Source organism: Jiangella rhizosphaerae, from assembly GCF_003579925.1.
Classification (GTDB): Bacteria; Actinomycetota; Actinomycetes; order Jiangellales; family Jiangellaceae; genus Jiangella; species Jiangella rhizosphaerae.
In genome coordinates, this window is sequence record NZ_QUAL01000416.1 from 1 (window position 1) to 15,604 (window position 15,604).

The 15,604-nt window shown below is 73.7% G+C and carries 18 protein-coding genes; 6 read left to right on the top strand and 12 right to left on the bottom strand.

The genetic code is table 11. From position 1 onward, the window contains the following. Positions 1 to 557 precede the first annotated feature (557 nt). Genes DY240_RS28120 through DY240_RS28130 form a run of 3 tightly spaced genes read left to right on the top strand, consistent with a single transcriptional unit; the run spans position 558 to position 1,740 of the window. The gene (locus tag DY240_RS28120; protein ID WP_119662980.1) at positions 558 to 920 is read left to right on the top strand and encodes a VOC family protein; all 363 of its coding nucleotides are present in this window, start codon (positions 558 to 560) and stop codon (positions 918 to 920) included. Positions 921 to 934: 14 nt separating this feature from the next. Further along, complete coding sequence (locus DY240_RS28125; RefSeq protein ID WP_119662964.1) at positions 935 to 1,291, top strand: ArsR/SmtB family transcription factor; 357 nt, start codon at positions 935 to 937, stop codon at positions 1,289 to 1,291. After that, positions 1,288 to 1,740, top strand: coding sequence for an SRPBCC family protein (locus tag DY240_RS28130; RefSeq protein WP_119662965.1), 453 nt, complete (start codon positions 1,288 to 1,290; stop codon positions 1,738 to 1,740). The genes DY240_RS28125 and DY240_RS28130 overlap by 4 nt, the downstream gene beginning before the upstream one ends. On the opposite strand, the gene DY240_RS28135 is transcribed toward DY240_RS28130, so the two are convergent. From DY240_RS28135 to DY240_RS28160, 6 genes are read right to left on the bottom strand one after another with little or no spacing between them, the layout of a single operon-like run. After that, positions 1,715 to 3,403 (bottom strand): ribonuclease J, encoded by a 1,689-nt coding sequence (locus DY240_RS28135; RefSeq protein WP_119662966.1) that lies wholly within the window; start codon positions 3,401 to 3,403, stop codon positions 1,715 to 1,717. The two genes, DY240_RS28130 and DY240_RS28135, sit on opposite strands and share 26 nt — an antisense overlap. Next, positions 3,400 to 4,332: a 4-hydroxy-tetrahydrodipicolinate synthase gene (gene dapA / locus DY240_RS28140; protein WP_119662967.1), complete on the bottom strand. Its 933-nt coding sequence runs from the start codon at positions 4,330 to 4,332 to the stop codon at positions 3,400 to 3,402. The genes DY240_RS28135 and dapA overlap by 4 nt, the downstream gene beginning before the upstream one ends. Before the next feature lie 42 nt (positions 4,333 to 4,374). Beyond that, positions 4,375 to 5,496, bottom strand: a complete 1,122-nt coding sequence (locus tag DY240_RS28145; protein ID WP_119662968.1) for a PrsW family intramembrane metalloprotease — start codon at positions 5,494 to 5,496, stop codon at positions 4,375 to 4,377. Next, positions 5,493 to 6,134, bottom strand: a complete 642-nt coding sequence (locus DY240_RS28150) for an HAD-IA family hydrolase (protein ID WP_267901703.1) — start codon at positions 6,132 to 6,134, stop codon at positions 5,493 to 5,495. Before DY240_RS28150 ends, DY240_RS28145 begins: the two co-directional genes overlap by 4 nt. A gap of 24 nt (positions 6,135 to 6,158) precedes the next feature. Then, positions 6,159 to 6,884 (bottom strand): ABC transporter permease, encoded by a 726-nt coding sequence (locus DY240_RS28155; RefSeq protein ID WP_119662970.1) that lies wholly within the window; start codon positions 6,882 to 6,884, stop codon positions 6,159 to 6,161. Beyond that, a complete protein-coding gene (locus DY240_RS28160) occupies positions 6,881 to 7,594 on the bottom strand; it encodes an ABC transporter ATP-binding protein (protein ID WP_119662971.1) in 714 nt (237 codons plus the stop codon). Before DY240_RS28160 ends, DY240_RS28155 begins: the two co-directional genes overlap by 4 nt. Before the next feature lie 99 nt (positions 7,595 to 7,693). Between DY240_RS28160 and DY240_RS28165 the strand changes: the two genes are divergently transcribed. Both DY240_RS28165 and DY240_RS28170 read left to right on the top strand, forming a co-directional pair. Continuing rightward, complete coding sequence (locus DY240_RS28165) at positions 7,694 to 8,548, top strand: sensor histidine kinase (protein WP_119662972.1); 855 nt, start codon at positions 7,694 to 7,696, stop codon at positions 8,546 to 8,548. Between the two features lie 134 nt (positions 8,549 to 8,682). Continuing rightward, a complete protein-coding gene (locus DY240_RS28170) occupies positions 8,683 to 9,336 on the top strand; it encodes a response regulator (RefSeq protein ID WP_233552910.1) in 654 nt (217 codons plus the stop codon). On the opposite strand, the gene paaE is transcribed toward DY240_RS28170, so the two are convergent. From paaE to DY240_RS28200, 6 genes are read right to left on the bottom strand one after another with little or no spacing between them, the layout of a single operon-like run. After that, positions 9,324 to 10,430 carry a 1,2-phenylacetyl-CoA epoxidase subunit PaaE gene (paaE, locus tag DY240_RS28175; RefSeq protein WP_119662974.1) on the bottom strand — a complete coding sequence of 369 codons (1,107 nt, stop codon included), beginning with the start codon at positions 10,428 to 10,430 and terminating at the stop codon, positions 9,324 to 9,326. The two genes, DY240_RS28170 and paaE, sit on opposite strands and share 13 nt — an antisense overlap. After that, positions 10,427 to 10,912, bottom strand: a complete 486-nt coding sequence (gene paaD / locus DY240_RS28180) for a 1,2-phenylacetyl-CoA epoxidase subunit PaaD (RefSeq protein ID WP_119662975.1) — start codon at positions 10,910 to 10,912, stop codon at positions 10,427 to 10,429. Before paaD ends, paaE begins: the two co-directional genes overlap by 4 nt. Further along, positions 10,906 to 11,625, bottom strand: a complete 720-nt coding sequence (gene paaC / locus DY240_RS28185) for a 1,2-phenylacetyl-CoA epoxidase subunit PaaC (protein WP_119662976.1) — start codon at positions 11,623 to 11,625, stop codon at positions 10,906 to 10,908. Before paaC ends, paaD begins: the two co-directional genes overlap by 7 nt. Beyond that, a complete protein-coding gene (gene paaB / locus DY240_RS33585; RefSeq protein WP_119662977.1) occupies positions 11,622 to 11,906 on the bottom strand; it encodes a 1,2-phenylacetyl-CoA epoxidase subunit PaaB in 285 nt (94 codons plus the stop codon). Before paaB ends, paaC begins: the two co-directional genes overlap by 4 nt. Beyond that, positions 11,903 to 12,853 (bottom strand): 1,2-phenylacetyl-CoA epoxidase subunit PaaA, encoded by a 951-nt coding sequence (paaA, locus tag DY240_RS33590; RefSeq protein WP_119662978.1) that lies wholly within the window; start codon positions 12,851 to 12,853, stop codon positions 11,903 to 11,905. Before paaA ends, paaB begins: the two co-directional genes overlap by 4 nt. Before the next feature lie 47 nt (positions 12,854 to 12,900). Next, entirely contained in the window at positions 12,901 to 14,406 is a 1,506-nt protein-coding gene (locus tag DY240_RS28200; protein ID WP_119662981.1) for an MFS transporter, read from the bottom strand. A gap of 104 nt (positions 14,407 to 14,510) precedes the next feature. Between DY240_RS28200 and DY240_RS28205 the strand changes: the two genes are divergently transcribed. Next, on the top strand, positions 14,511 to 15,383 hold the full coding sequence (locus DY240_RS28205; protein ID WP_119662979.1) for a helix-turn-helix transcriptional regulator: 873 nt from the start codon (positions 14,511 to 14,513) through the stop codon (positions 15,381 to 15,383). The last annotated feature ends 221 nt before the right edge of the window (positions 15,384 to 15,604 follow it).

Consider the following 15,604-nt stretch of genomic DNA (forward strand, 5'->3'; position numbering starts at 1 on the left):
CCGACGTCGAAGCGGTCAGCCACACCCCCAGTTTCATCCCGGCGGGCGCCAGCCCGGCATGACTGGCTATCAGGGGGACGGGGCGAGTCTGGGCACGACTCGCCCCGGCGGCCGTAGTTGAGGTCCGCCGTTGCGATGATCATGAACGATCGCGGACATCACGAGGATTGCCCGAGCCTCAACACGATTGCAGGCGTCTTGAGGCTCGGGTAATCCTGGTGCGGGCCACACAACTACGGTGGAATCTCACCATGTGGACGATCCACGACAGCAAACTCACACCGAAACCGGCCAAACGCCCCGGCCCGTCGCCACACTCCCCCCCGTCCCCCTGATAGCTGCCCGTTCTTCGGCCGCGTACGCGCGGGTCAAGTCCAAGGCCCCCAACCACAGCCAACAGCACCCAGCAGAGGCCGCGGACTTGAGGCGTGCGTGCGCGGCTTAAGAGAATGGGCAGCAGGGGGACGGGGCCGACGCCGCATTCCAGACCGACCATTTCCGGGAGGCACCGACACTCGGGTTGACGGGTAGGAAAATTCCTACGTATCATGCTCGCCATGAGCCTGACGCAGATCCAGACGCTGACCGTGTTCGTCGACGACCAGGAGCGGGCCCGGGCGTTCTACGCCGACGTGCTCGGCTTCGAGGTGCGCACCGACCTCACCATAGGCGACAACCGCTGGCTGGAGGTCGCGCCGCCCGGCGCGGCGACGGCCATCGTGCTGCACCGGCCGTTCCCGGGGGCGACGGCGGGGTCGTCGGCCGGCACGATCCTGGCCTCGTCCGACCTCGACGCCGACGTCGAGCGGCTGCGGGCCGCGGGCGTCACCGTCGATGGGCCGAACGAGCTGCCGTGGGGCCGCCAGGCCACGTTCGCCGACCCGGACGGCAACGGCTACGTGCTGTCCGCGACGGCCTGACGGCGGGCGCGTCGATGCCGCAACGGGGCAAGAGCTCGCCGACGGACCGGTTGTTCGGCGCGCTGGCCAACCCGACCCGGCGCGACATCCTCGATCTGCTGCTCGGCGGCGAGCAGACGGTCCAGGACATCGCCGACCGGTTCGACATGGCGCGGCCGAGCGTCTCCGAGCACCTGCGCGTGCTCCGCGACACCGACCTGGTGCGCGAGGAGCAGCGCGGCCGGCACCGCTACTACGCGGTCCACGCCGAGCCGCTGGTCGGCGTCCGCGACTGGTTGTCGCCGTACGAGCGGTACTGGCGGGCCCGGCTCACCGACCTCGGCGACGTGCTCGACGACCTCGCCGGCGACGGTGGCGGTGGCAGCGCATGATGCGCACGGAGATCGCGCTGGACCAGTTCTATCCGCACCCGCCGGAGCTGGTCTGGCGGGCGCTGACGACGCCGGAGCTGCTGGCCCGCTGGCTGATGCCGCCGGACGGGTTCGAGCCGCGGGTCGGTGCCCGGTTCACGATGACGGCGAAGCCGATCGAGGCGGTCGGCTTCTCCGGCACCGTCGCCTGCGAGGTACTCGAGCTGGTCGAGCCGGAGCTGCTCAGCTTCAGCTGGGACGACGCCGCGGCGGCGGAGCCCAGCGGCTGGGTGGTCAGCTTCGCGCTGCGCCCGGAGGGCCGCGGGACCCGGCTGCTGTTCACCCACCGCGGCTTCGACCCCGACTCCCCTGCCGCCCAGCTGTCCCGCACGATCATGGGCAACGGCTGGCGCCGCATCCTCGCCGCGCTGGGCGAGGCGGCGGCTACGACTCGACGACCACCGGGATGATCATCGGCCGGCGCCGCAGCCGGCCGCCGACCCAGCGGCCGATGGTGCGGCGCACCGTCTGCTGCAACTGGTAGGTGTCGGCGTTGCCGCCCTCGGCCGCCTTCTCCAGCGCGGTGATCAGCTCGGGCCGGATGTCGTCGAAGACGCTGTCGTCCTCGGCGAAGCCGCGGGCGTGGATCTCGGGCCCGCCGGTGACCTTGCCGGTGACGGAGTCGACCACCACGACGACGGAGATGAAGCCCTCTTCGCCGAGGATGCGGCGGTCCTTCAGCGACGCCTCGGCCACTCCCCCGACGTTGGAGCCGTCGACGTAGACGTAGCCGCACGGCACCGCGCCGACCACCTTCGCGACGCCGTCGACGAGGTCGACGACGACGCCGTCCTCGGCCAGCGCCACCCGCTCGCGCGGCACGCCGGCCGCGACCGCGATGTCGGCGTTGGCGAACAGGTGCCGGGTCTCGCCGTGGATCGGCATGACGTTGCGCGGCTTGACCAGGTTGTACGCGAACAGCAGCTCGCCGGCGGCGGCGTGGCCGGACGTGTGCACCTTGGCGTTGCCCTTGTGCACGACGGTGGCGCCCTCGCGGGTGAGGCCGTTGATGACGCGGGACACGGCGTTCTCGTTGCCGGGGATCAGCGACGACGCCAGCACGACGACGTCGCCGGGCTCGATGTGGATGGCCGGGTGGTCGCGGTTGGCGATGCGCGACAGCGCCGCCATCGGCTCGCCCTGCGAGCCCGTCGACATCAGCACGACCTTGTCGGGCGGCAGGTCGTCGATCGACTTGAGGTCGACCAGCGTGCCGCCGGGCACCGTGAGGTAGCCGAGGTCGCGGGCGATGCCCATGTTGCGGACCATCGACCGGCCGACGAAGGCGACCTTGCGGCCGTGCGCGACGGCGACGTCGAGGACCTGCTGCACGCGGTGGACGTGGCTGGCGAACGACGCGACGACGATGCGCCGCGGCGCGCGGGCGAAGACGCCGTCGAGGACGTCGGCGATGTCGCGCTCGTGCGGCGTGAACCCGGGCACCTCGGCGTTGGTGGAGTCGACCATGAACAGGTCGACGCCGGAGTCGCCGAGCCGGGCGAAGCCGTTGAGGTCGGTGAGCCGGCCGTCCAGCGGCAGCTGGTCCATCTTGAAGTCGCCGGTGTGCAGCACGACCCCGGCGGGGGTGCGGATGGACAGTGCCAGTGCGTCGGGGATGGAGTGGTTGACGGCCAGGAACTCGACCTCGAACGGGCCGAACCGCTCCGTCTGCCCCTCGCGGACCTGCAGCTGGTAGGCGTCGATGCGGTGCTCCCTGAGCTTGGCCTCGACCAGCGCGAGGGTCAGCCGGGAGCCGACGATGGGGATGTCCTGCTTCTCGCGCAGCAGGAACGGCACGGCGCCGATGTGGTCCTCGTGCCCGTGGGTGAGCAGGATCGCCTCGACGTCGTCGAGGCGGTCACGGATGTACTCGAAGTCGGGCAGGATGAGGTCGACGCCGGGCTGGTTGTCCTCGGGGAACAGCACGCCGCAGTCGACGACGAGCAGCCGGCCGCCGTACTCGAACACCGTCATGTTGCGGCCGACCTCGCCCAGCCCGCCGAGGGGGACGACGCGCAGCGCGTCGCGGGCGAGCGGAGGGGGCGAGGGCAGTTCCGGGTGCGGATGGCTCATGCGAGCCCCGCCTCGGCGAGGTCGGCGCGCAGCAGCGCGACCTGCTCGTCGGTGGCGGGGATGAGGGGCGAGCGGACCGTGCGGTTCCGGATGACGCCGCGCAGCTGGACGGCGGCCTTGGCCATGATGGCTCCTTGGGTTCGGGTCATGATGCCGCGCACGGCCGGGATGAGCCGCCGGTGCAGCTGCAGCGCGCGCCGCAGGTCGCCGGCGTCGAGCGCGCGAACCAGCTGCGCGTACTCGGCGGCGGCCACGTGGCCGACCACGCTCACCATGCCGACGGCGCCGTGCGTGAGCAGGGCGAGGTTGAGGGCGTCGTCGCCGCTGTAGTAGGCCAGCCCGGTGCGCGCCATGACCTCCGACGAGGCGAACACGTCGCCCTTGGCGTCCTTGACGGCGACGATGCGCTCGTGCTCGCTGAGCCGGATGAGCGTCTCGGTGGCGATGGGGACGCCCGTGCGGGCCGGGATGTCGTAGAGCATGACCGGCAGGTCGGTGGCCGACGCGACCGCGGTGAAGTGCTGGTAGAGCGCTTCCTGCGGCGGCTTGCTGTAGTAGGGCGTGACGACCAGCAGGCCGTGGGCGCCGGCCTTCTGCGCGGCCTGGGCCAGCTCGCTGGTGTGGCGGGTGTCGTTGGTGCCGACGCCGGCGACGACGCGGGCGCGCGAGCCGACGGCCTCGAGCACGGCCCGCAGCACGAGGTCCTTCTCGGCGTCGGACGTGGTGGGGCTCTCACCGGTGGTGCCGCCGATCACGAGGCCGTCGCAGCCGTCGTCGACGAGCTTCTCCGCCAGCGCCGCGGTGCCCTCGAGGTCGAGCCCGCCGTCGTCGAGGAACGGGGTGACCATGGCGACCGACACGCGGCCGAAGGGTGCTGCCGCCGGCGCGCCGGACGTGGCGGCGGCGAGGGTGAAGAGCTCGTCAGGCATGGATGAAGGCTACCGTGATCCGCGGCCCCGGGCCGACTCGCCTCACCGTCCGGCGCTGGTCAGGGCGACGGCCCGGGCGCGGGTCCCGCCCACCGCGGCGAGCAGCTCCGCGACCCGCGGATCGGTCCGCGGGTCCGTGCGGCTGTGGCGCAGCCGCGTGACGAGGAACGCCAGCTCGGTGACGGCCACCTGGTAGGCCCGCACGGCGCGGGCGGCGTCGCGGCCGTACTGCGCCTTCATGGCCGTGGCCCAGCGGCGCCGGCTGCGCATGGTCGACAGCAGGTCCAGCTCGTACCACGGGATCCAGCCGGCCTGCACGAACTCGCCCAGCCGGGCGGCGACGACCCGCTGCTCGCGGCGGCGCTGCCACAGCGCGATGCTCAGCATGCCGGCGAACAGCGGCACCATGACGACGACGTAGACGGCGACGAACCCCTGCCCGTCGTCCCACAGCGCCGACGCGTTCCACAGCGCGTGCAGGCCGGCCGCCAGCAGGTAGCCCACGAACGGCAGCACGACCCGGGCCGCCGCCGTCCTCCGCCGTGCCGCGATGCCGACGGCGATGCCGATGAACACCGTGAACAGCGGGTGCGCGAACGGCGAGAAGACGCCGCGCACGACGAAGACGCTGTAGCCGTCGATGGACGCGGTGTCGAAGGCACGGCCCAGGTAGAGGATGTTCTCGACGAACGCGAACCCGGCGGCCACCAGCCCGGAGTAGACGATGCCGTCGACCAGCCCGTCGATCTCGTCGCGCTGCCGCCACAGCAGGCCGACGAGGAACGCGCCCTTCAGCGCCTCCTCGGCGAACGGCGCGGACACCACCGACGACGTGTACTCGCCGTAGGTCACCGCGACGACGGAGTTCACCACCAGCGCGCCCAGTGTCGCGACGCCGGCGCCCCAGAGGAACGCCGCCAGCATGGTGCGTCCCGGCTCGGGCTCCCAGCGGTCCAGCCACAGGAACGTGCCGACGACCACCACGACCGGCAGCAGCGCGAACAGCGTCGCCGTGGCGACGGTGGACGGCGCGAGGTCGCCGACCGCCAGCCCGATGACCACGACGGCGCAGCAGGCCGCCGCGACGAGGCCGAGGACCGGCCAGAAGACGCGCCGGCGCTGCTGCCGGCTCCACGGCTGGTGCTGGGTGAGCGCGCTGGTCACGGGGCTACGACGTCGACGAGGAGCGGGCCGGTTCCGTCGACGCGCACCTGCGCCGGCGTGTCGGCGATCAGGTCGGCCTCCAGCTGCCGCGCCTCGTGGGTGGACACGATGCCGACGACGGCCATGCCGGCCGCCCGGGCCGCCGCGATGCCGCTGGGCGCGTCCTCGAGGACGACGCACCGCGCGGGCTCGACGCCGAGCCGCTGGGCGCCGAGCAGGTACGGCTCGGGGTGCGGCTTGCCGCGCAGGACGTCGTCGGCGGTGACGACGACGGCGGGCGCGGGCAGCCCGGCGGCGTGCATGCGGGCCGCGGCCAGGACGGCGTTGCCGGACGTGACGACGGCGCGGCGCTCGGCCGGGATCGACGCCAGCAGCTCGGCCGCGCCGGGCATCGGCCGGACGGTGCCGGCGTCCTCGATCTCGAGCTCGTCGATGCGGGCCAGCGCGGCGCTGACCCGCGGGCCCGGAAGCAGCTCGGCGACGATGTCGGCCGTGGTGCGGCCGTGCGCACCCGCCAGCGTCGCGGGGTCGACGTCGTACTCGCGGCACCAGCGCAGCCAGCACCGGGCGATGGAGTCGGTCGAGTCGACCAGCGTCCCGTCGAGGTCGAGCAGGATCGCATCGGCTTTCAGCACCACGAGACGCGACCCTATCGGGTCCGCTCAGGCGTCGCGGCGGACCAGCACGGCGCCGGCGACGGCGAGCAGGGCGGCCGTCCACGCGGCCATCACCAGCCCGCCGGGCAGCGGTGCGAGCGCGTCGTCGATCGCGACGCGGTCCTCGCCGGCCACCAGCCGCATGCCCGCGAGGTCCGGCAGGTACCGGGCCAGCGGCGTCACCTGGTAGAGCAGGAAGGAGACCGACACCACCGAGCCGTTGGCCACCAGCACGATGATCGGGACGACGCCGCTGCGGGTCAGCACGGTGATCGCCAGCGCGATCAGCCCGGTGAGGACGGCGTAGACGCCGGCGCCGACGCCCCGGCCCACGAGGTCCTCCGCTCCCGCTCCGGGACCGGCGACGAGGCGGGCGGCCAGCAGCGCGGCTGGGAGCGCGACGGCCGCCGCCGACGCGACCAGGACGGCGACGGCCGCCGCCTTCGCGGCCAGCACGGTCAGGCGCCTCGGCATCGCGGCGAACGTGCTGGCGATCTGCCGGCCGCCGCTGTACTCGCTGCTGACGGCGACGACGCCGAGCACGATCGCGCCGACCATGACCAGCGGCTCCGCGGCCAGCGCCGCCTCCGCCGCCGAGTCGGTGACGCCCTGCGAGGCGTTGAGCGCGGCCAGCGCGACCGGCCCCAGGACGGCGACCGCCAGGGCGGCGAGCGTGGCGGGCAGGGTGAGCGCCTTGCGCAGCTCGGCGGCGACGGCGTCGACGGCGCTCACGCGGCACCGCCCGCCGCGCCGCTGGTCAGGGCGAAGAACGCGTCCTCCAGCGTCCGGTGCCCGGCGGTGACGCGGTCCAGCGGACCGGCGGCGACCACCCGTCCGGCGGCGATCACGACGAGGTCGTCGGCGAGCTCGGCGACCTCGGCCATGAGATGGCTGGACAGCAGCACCGTCCCGCCGGCGTCGGCGTGCGAGCGCAGCAGCCCGCGGATCCACCGGATGCCCTCCGGGTCCAGCCCGTTGACCGGCTCGTCCAGCACCAGCGCGGCCGGATCGCCGAGCAGCGCGGCGGCCAGTCCGAGCCGCTGCCCCATGCCGAGCGAGAGCCGCCCGGCGCGGACCCGCGCCGCGCCGGCCAGGCCGACCTGCTCCAGCACCTCGCCGACCCGGCGGCGCGGGATGCCGTTGCTGCGGGCCAGCCACGTCAGGTGCTGACGGGCGGAGCGCGACCGGTGCGCGCCGGAGCCGTCCAGTACCGAGCCGATCACGCACAGCGGCCGCCGCAGCTCGTGGTACGGCCGGCCGTCGACCAGCGCCGTGCCGGATGTCGGCCGGTCCAGCCCGAGCAGGATCCGCAGCGTCGAGGATTTGCCGGCGCCGTTCGGCCCGAGGAACGCGGTCACCCGGCCGGGCTCGGCCCGGAACGTCACGCCGGCGAGCACGTCGCGGGAGCCGCGGCGTTTCACCACATCGTCGAAAGCGAGCATGCGCTCATGTCACCCGAGCGCCGGCCGGTTGTCATCGGGCCACGGTCGCTCGGACCGTGGTCCGATGCCCGGTGCCGGCGCCGTCCCTAGACTCGCAGCATGGAGACCGGCCGCCCGACGTGGAGCTCCCGCGCCTGGCCGGCGGCCTGGGTCACGCTGTTCCTGCTGGTCGCGGCGCTCATGACGATCGGCACGCAGGATCCGGCGACACGGCTGCTGCCCTTGGTCGTCGTCGGGCTCGCCGTGCTGGTCTCGACGTGGGCGGTGCTGCGGACCCGGCGCGAGCGCCGCGCCCACGAGGACCGGCTGGCGGCGTGGACCGGCGAGCGGGCGGCTCAGGCCGAGCGGCTGCGCATCGCCGGTGACCTGCACGACCTCGTCTCGCACGGGCTCGGCCTCATCACCGTCCGGGCGGCCGTCGCCACCCGGCTGACCGGACCGGACGCCGCCGCCGAGCAGGCGAGCGCGCTGGCCGACATCGAGGCGGTCAGCCGCGAGACCACCACCGAGCTGCGCCGCATGCTGACCGTCCTACGTACCCCCGAGTCGGCGGCGGCGCTGCGGCCGGCGGAGTCGCTGGCCGACCTGCCGGACATCGTCGCGGCGGCCCGGGGGGCCGGCCTGGACGCGACGCTCGAGCTTCCCGCCCTGGACGGCGTCTCGCCGGGCGTGCAGCTCACCGCGTGCGCGGTCGTCCGCGAGGCGCTCAGCAACACCGCCCGGCACGCCGGCCCGACCTCGGCGCGAGTGCGGGTGCGACGCGACGGCGCGACGGTGGTCGTCACCGCCGTCGACGACGGCCCGGCCGACGGCTGGGAGCCCCGGCCCGGCGCCGGCCACGGCCTCGACGGACTGCGCGAACGGGTGGCCGCGATCGGCGGCGTCCTCGACGCCGGCCCCGACGGCCCGGGCTTCGCCGTCACCGCCCGCATCCCCGACGGCGCCCGCCCATGACGCCCCGCGATCGCCCCGTTGATCATGGAGAAATCGGGGTTCCGCCGTACCCGGAACCCCGATTTCTCCATGATCAACGGGAGGTGGGGAGAGAGGGGCGGCCGGCTCGGGACCCGGCACGAGGCCCGGTCCGGGTGCTGATCGCCGACGATCAGCCGCTGCTGCGGCACAGCCTGGCGCTCCTGCTCGACACCGCGCCGGACCTGGCGGTCGCCGGGACCGCCGCGACCGGCGCCGAGGCGGCCGAGCTGGCCCGGGAGCTGCGGCCCGACGTCGTGCTCATGGACATCCGGATGCCCGGCGGCGACGGCATCGAGGCGACCCGGCTGATCACCGGCGACCCCGCGCTCGGCGCCGTCCGGGTGCTGGTGCTCAGCATGTTCGAGCTCGACGAGTACGTGTACGCCGCACTGCGGGCCGGGGCCAGCGGGTTCCTACTGAAGGACGCGCGGCCGGAGCAGCTGCTCGACGCGGTCCGGCGCACGCACGGTGGCGAGTCGCTGTTCGCGCCGAGCATCCTCACGCGGCTGGTCGAGCATTACCTCGGCCGGCCCGCCGCCGGCCCCGCGGCACGCGCGCGGCTGGACGTGCTGACCGAGCGCGAGACCGAAGTGCTGGCGCTGGTGGCGTCGGGGCTGTCGAACGACGAGATCGCCGCCGCGCTGACCATCTCGATCAAGACGGTGAAGACGCACATCGGCCATCTGCTGGCCAAGCTGGCCGCCCGCGACCGCGCCCAGCTGGTCATCGCCGCCTACGAGAACGGCCTGGTGGGTCAGGCGTCGTAGTCGACCTCGAGGGTGGGCGTGGTGGGGTGCGACTGGCAGGTGAGGACGTAGCCGGCCGCGATCTCGTCGTCCTCCAGGGCGTAGCGGCGCTCCATGGTGACGGCGCCGTCGAGCACCTTCGCCCGGCAGGTGCCGCAGACGCCGCCCTTGCAGGCGAACGGCGCGTCGTTGCGGACGCGCAGCACGGCCTCGAGGACGGTCTCGTCGGGGTCGTCGACGGTGACCTCGCTGCGGCGGCCGTCGAGCGAGGCGGTCACCGCGCAGGTGACGGCCTCCAGGCGAGCTTCCTCACGGATCGCCGGCGGCGGGTCGCCGACGTGGTACAGCTCGGCGTGGACGTGGGCGCGGTCGACGCCGCGGCCGGCGAGCACCGCGCGCGCCGCCGTGATCAGCTCGTACGGGCCGCACAGGTACCAGTCGTCGACGGTCTCGGGCGGCAGCAGAGTGTCCAGCAGCCGGCCGAGCCGCTCGCCGTCCAGCCGGCCCGACAGCAGGTCCGTCGCCCCGGGCTCGCGCGAGAGCACGTGCAACAGCTGCAGCCGGTCGGGGTACCGGTCCTTGAGGTCGGCCAGCTCGTCGAGGAACATCACCGACGACGTCGTCCGGTTGCCGTACAGCAGCGTGACCCGGCTGCCCGGCTCGGTGGCCAGCGCCGTCGCGACGATCGACAGCACCGGCGTGATGCCGCTGCCGGCCGCGACCAGCGCGTAGTGCCTGGCCTGGTCCGGGTCGAAGGACGGGGTGAACCGGCCGGCCGGCGTCATGACGTCGACCTCGTCGCCGGCCGCCAGCGTCGTCAGCGCGTGTGACGAGAACACGCCGCCGGGGATCCGCTTCACCGCGATGCGCAGGACGCCCGACCCGGCCGGCGAGCAGATCGAGTAGCTGCGCCGCACGCCGTCGCCGCCGGGCAGGGCGACGTTGACGTGCTGGCCGGCGGCGAAGTCGTAGGCGGCGGCCAGCTCCGGCGGGACGGCGAACGTGACGGCGACGGCGTCGTCGGTCAGCCGGTCGACGGCGGCGACCCGCAGCCGGTGGGCGACGGAGTGCCGCCGGGTGCGCGGCGCGGCGGCCGCGGGAGTCGCCGTCGTCATAGCGCCTTCACGTGGTCGAACGGCTCCCGGCAGGCCCGGCAGACCCACAGCGCCTTGCACGCCGTCGAGCCGAACCGGGACAGCTCGCGGGTGTCGGGCGAGCCGCAGTGGGGGCAGCGGACACTGAGCGTCAGGCCGACCGGCCCCACGGGATGCGGCGGCGCGATGCCGGCTGCGCGCAGCGCCTCGCGCCCGTCGGGCGTGATCCAGTCGGTCGTCCACGCCGGCGCCAGCACCAGCCGGACGTCGACGTCGTCGACCCCGTGTTCGGCGAGCCGGGCCACGATGTCGGCCCGGATGGCGTCCATGGCCGGGCAGCCGGAGTACGTCGGGGTGATGTCGACGGTGACGCGGCCGTCGTCGCCGACCCGGACGTCGCGCAGGATGCCCAGCTGTTCGATGGTGACCACCGGCAGCTCCGGGTCCGGGACGGCCGCGACGATCGCGCGGACGTCCGCGGCGGTCAGGGTCGCCGTCACCATGTCGCCCCCGGGTGGGACCGGTGCAGGTGCTGCATCTCCGCCAGCAGGTAGCCGAGGTGCTCGGTGTGCAGGCCGCGGCGGCCGCCGGTGCGGTGCTGCCCGGTGGCAGGCGGCTCCAGCCCGGCTTCGGCGAGGACGGCACCGACGTAGGCCTGCCACGGCTCGCGCAGGGCTGCGGGGTCGACGTCGGCGCCGTCGAACGGCTCGAACAGCTCGTCGACATACGGCCAGACGGTCTCCAGCCCGGCCGCCATGCGGCGGTGGCTCTCGTCCGTCCCGTCGCCCAGCCGCAGCACCCACTGGGTGGCGTGGTCGCGGTGGTAGTGGACCTCCTTGACCGCCTTGCCCGCGACCGCGGCCAGCGTGTCGTCGGTGCTGGCCCGCAGCCGGTCGTACAGCTCGTACTGGTAGGCGGCGAAGACCAGCTGGCGGGCCATCGTCACCGCGAAGTCGCCGCCCGGCAGCTCGACCAGCAGGACGTTGCGGAAGTCGCGGTCGTCGCGCCAGTACGCCAGGGCGTCCTCGTCGCGGCCGGCGCCCTCCAGCTCGCCGGCGTACGTGAGCAGCGAGCGCGCCTGGCCGAGCAGGTCCAGCGCGATGTTGGCCAGGGCGACGTCCTCCTCCAGCTCCGGGGCGCGGGCGACCCACTCCCCCAGCCGCTGCGCCAGGATGAGGGCGTCGTCGCCGAGCGCCAGCGCGTACCGGTCCCTCACAGGTGCTTCGCCTCCGCCGGCACCTCGTAGAACGTCGGGTGCCGGTAGACCTTGTCGCCCGCGGGGTCGAAGAAGGCGTCCTTCTCGTCCGGGCTGCTGGCGGTGATCTGGTCGGACGGCACCACCCAGATCGAGACGCCCTCGCCGCGGCGGGTGTAGACGTCGCGGGCGTTGCGGACCGCCATGGCGGCGTCTGGCGCGTGCAGGCTGCCGACGTGGATGTGCGACAGCCCGCGCTTGGCGCGGACGAAGACCTCCCAGAGCGGCCACTGGCTGGTCACGCCGCGACCTCCTGCTTCTTCGCCGCGTAGGCCGCGGCCGCCTCGCGCACCCAGGCGCCGTCCTCGTGTGCGGCGACCCGGTGCGCGAGGCGCTGCGCGTTGCACGGGCCGTCGCCCTTGATGACCCGGAACAGCTCGTCGTAGTCGGGCGGGGTGAAGTCGTAGTGGCCGCGTTCCTCGTTCCAGCGCAGGTCCGGGTCGGGGATGGTCAGCCCGAGGACCTGCGACTGCGGCACCGTCATGTCGACGAACCGCTGCCGCAGCTCGTCGTTGGTGAACCGCTTGATGCCCCAGCGCATCGACTGCTCGGTGTGGCCGCCGGAGGCCTGCTCGCCGGTGTCGGGCGGGCCGAACATCGCCAGGCTCGGGTACCACCAGCGGTCCAGCGCGTCCTGGGCCATCGCCTTCTGCGCCGGTGTGCCGCGGGTGAGCGTCAGCAGCGCCTCGAACCCCTGCCGCTGGTGGAAGGACTCCTCCTTGCAGATGCGGACCATCGCGCGGGCGTACGGCCCGTAGGAGCAGCGGGTCAGCGGCACCTGGTTGGTGATGGCGGCGCCGTCGACCAGCCAGCCGATGGCGCCGACGTCGGCCCACGTCAGCGTCGGGTAGTTGAAGATCGACGAGTACTTCTGCTTCCTGGCGTGCAGCAGCTCGAGCAGCTGGTCGCGGCTCACGCCGAGGGTCTCGGCCGCGGCGTAGAGGTAGAGCCCGTGGCCGGCCTCGTCCTGCACCTTGGCCAGCAGGATCGCCTTGCGGCGCAGGCTCGGCGCGCGGCTGATCCAGTTGCCCTCGGGCTGCATGCCGATGATCTCGGAGTGCGCGTGCTGGGCGATCTGCCGGACCAGCGTCCTGCGGTACGCCTCGGGCATGTCGTCGCGCGGCTCGATGCGCCCGTCGGCGTCGATGATCGCGTAGAACGCCGCCTCTCGCTCCTCGGTACCCGCCATGCCTCCAGACTAGGCGGACGTGTGACAGGTGTCCAGCAGATATGCGGTCAGCCTGTAACATCTGCCGTCTCGGCGGCGGCTCGCGGTGCCGTCGTCGACCGGGGGATCCAGCGCAGGGCGACGAGGCCCAGGGCGACGTGCAGCAGGCCGGCGGCCGCCGCGACGGCGTGCAGGCCGGTGACGAAGGCCGTCTTCGCCTGCTCGATCGCCGCGGGCCCCAGGTCCGGGAGCTGGAGCGTCTCGTCGAGCGTGGGCGCGACGCCGGGCCCGTCGAGCCGGAAGACCAGTGCGGCGAGCGAGCCGAGCAGCGCGATGCCGAGGGCGTTGCCGATCTCGTTGCTGGTCTCGGCGATCGCCCCCGCCGAGCCGGCGCGTTCCGGTGGGACGGCGCCGACGGCGGTGTCGGCGACGACGGCGAAGGAGATGCCGTAGCCGACGCCTGCGACGGCCGTGGACGCGATGTACCAGCCGACCCCGTTCGTGACCGTCGTGAGGAGGACGAACAGCAGGCCCGCCGCGATGGAGAAGTGGGAGGCGACGAGCACGGCGCGCTTGCCGAGGCGATCCGCCACGGCCGGCGTCACGATGCAGGTGACGGTGAGCACCGCGGCCCCCGGGAGGGCGAGCAGTGCCGCGCGCAGCACCGGCAGGTCGAGGACCGACTGGAGGTAGAGGCCGGTCAGGTACGCGGTCGCCGACCACGCCGCCAGCGGCAGCAGCCCGGTGACGATCGCCATCGCGAAGACGCGGTCGCGGAAGAGCGAGAAGTCCATCAACGGGTGCTCGAGGCGCCGCTGCCGGCGCGCGAACCAGATCAGCAGCGCCAGACCGGCGATCCCGGCGAGACCCGAGGCCACCGACGGGCCGTCGGCCGCGGCGTGCTTGAACCCGTAGATCGCGAACAGCAGGCCGGCGGCGGACGTCACGACACTGAGCACGTCGACGCGGCCGGGCCGGGTCGCCCGGACCTCGCGGAGCAGGACCGGCGCGAAGACGAGGAACGCCGCGATGACGGGGAGGTTGACCAGGAAGACCGACCCCCACCAGAACCGTTCCAGCAGCATGCCGCCCACCACGGGACCGACGGCGAACCCGGCGGCGAACGCGGCGGCGAAGATGCCGATGGCCTGCGCCCGTCGCCGCGGGTCGACGAAGAGCTCGCTCAACACCGCCAGAGCCGACGGCAGCAGCGTCGCGCCGGCCACACCCATCAGCGCACGGGCGGCGATCAGCAGCTCCGGGCTGGGTGCGAACGCCGCCGCCGCCGAACCGGCGCCGAACACCGTCGCGCCGATCATGAGCAGCCGCAGCCGGCCGTACCGGTCGCCGAGGTTGCCGAACGCGATCAGCAGCGAGCCGACGGCGAAGCCGTAGATGTCGAGGATCCACAGGGCCTGGTCGGCGGTCGGCGTGAGGGCCTGGCCGATCCGCGGCATTGCCAGGAACAGGATCGACCCGTCCATGGAGACCAGCAGGACCGGTCCGAGGACCACCACGAGGCCGAGCCAGGCCCGCAGCCCCGGCGGGTCGTTGCGCGTGTGCAGTCGAGACATGCCCTCGACGGTCGGGCACGCCGCGTCCGGCAGCCATCCCCGTGCGCTGGGTACACCCGGCAGGTACACCCAGCCGCCGGCTCGCGCGTCATAGGCTCGATGCCGTGGAGAGCCTGGGAGCGTTCCTGAAGAGCCGTCGCGATCGGGTCACCCCGGCCGACGTGGGTCTGCGCACCTACGGCACGGCTCGCCGGGTGCCCGGACTGCGGCGCGAGGAGCTCGCCCAGCTCGCCGGGGTCAGCGCGGGGTACTACACGCGCCTGGAGCAGGGCCAGGCCGAGACCGCCTCCGACCAGGTGCTCGACGCCCTCGCCCGGGTGCTCCGGATGGACGAGATCGAGACCGTCCACCTGCACAACCTCGCTCGGCGACCCGCGAACCCCGGGCTGTCCGAGCCCGGCGACGAGGAGCCGCACCCGCGCGTCCTCGCGCTGCTGGAGTCGCTGGGCGACGTGACGCCGGCCATCGTGCTCGGCCGGCGGGGCGACGTGCTCGCCTGGAACCGCGCCGGGCACGCGCTCAAGGCCGAGCACCTGCCCTACGAAGCGCTGCCGGCGCCTGCAGGCCGGCCCTCCATCCCGCGGATGTTCTTCCTCGACCCGCTCACACGCGACCTGCACCGCAACTGGGACGAGCTGGCCCGCATCCACGTCGCCTACCTCCGCCTGACGGCCGGCCGCTTCCCCACGGACGCCCGGCTGGCGGCACTGATCGGGGAGCTCACGATGCGCAGCGACGAGTTCGCGGAGATGTGGGCGACAGGCGACGTCGCCGACTGCACCGTCGGGACGATGCACCTGCAGCACCCCACCGTCGGCGCCGTGAGCGTCGGCTACCAGGTGTGGCTCCAGCCCGACAGCCCCGACCACCGGCTCGAGATCTACACCCCGAACGACGCCGGCTCCGCGGACGCGCTGCGCATCCTCGCGCAACAGACCCGCCAGGACGCCGCGCCGGAGCCGGTTCGGCAGCGCTGAGCGTCGGCCGGGGTTTGCCGCGTTGGCTCCGTCCCCCTGCTGCCCGATTGTCTTGGCCGCCTGCACGCGCCTCAAGTCCGCGGCCTCTGCTGTGTGCTCTTCGCTGTGGTTGGGGGCCTTGGACTCGACCCGCGCGCACGCGGCCAAGAACGGGCAGCTGATATGAAACTGGCCGTGAGTGGGCAGGGGGTTGCTGCCGACGGAGCTTGCGGAGTCGGCTG

Bases quoted from the DNA above. Each gene is read 5' to 3' on its own strand.
- DY240_RS28120 (WP_119662980.1), top strand. From the start codon at position 558: ATGAGCCTGACGCAGATCCAGACGCTGACCGTGTTCGTCGACGACCAG.
- DY240_RS28125 (WP_119662964.1), top strand. From the start codon at position 935: ATGCCGCAACGGGGCAAGAGCTCGCCGACGGACCGGTTGTTCGGCGCG.
- DY240_RS28130 (WP_119662965.1), top strand. From the start codon at position 1,288: ATGATGCGCACGGAGATCGCGCTGGACCAGTTCTATCCGCACCCGCCG.
- DY240_RS28135 (WP_119662966.1), bottom strand. From the start codon at position 3,403: ATGAGCCATCCGCACCCGGAACTGCCCTCGCCCCCTCCGCTCGCCCGC.
- dapA (WP_119662967.1), bottom strand. From the start codon at position 4,332: ATGCCTGACGAGCTCTTCACCCTCGCCGCCGCCACGTCCGGCGCGCCG.
- DY240_RS28160 (WP_119662971.1), bottom strand. From the start codon at position 7,594: ATGCTCGCTTTCGACGATGTGGTGAAACGCCGCGGCTCCCGCGACGTG.
- DY240_RS28165 (WP_119662972.1), top strand. From the start codon at position 7,694: ATGGAGACCGGCCGCCCGACGTGGAGCTCCCGCGCCTGGCCGGCGGCC.
- paaE (WP_119662974.1), bottom strand. From the start codon at position 10,430: ATGACGACGGCGACTCCCGCGGCCGCCGCGCCGCGCACCCGGCGGCAC.
- paaD (WP_119662975.1), bottom strand. From the start codon at position 10,912: ATGGTGACGGCGACCCTGACCGCCGCGGACGTCCGCGCGATCGTCGCG.
- paaA (WP_119662978.1), bottom strand. From the start codon at position 12,853: ATGGCGGGTACCGAGGAGCGAGAGGCGGCGTTCTACGCGATCATCGAC.
- DY240_RS28200 (WP_119662981.1), bottom strand. From the start codon at position 14,406: ATGTCTCGACTGCACACGCGCAACGACCCGCCGGGGCTGCGGGCCTGG.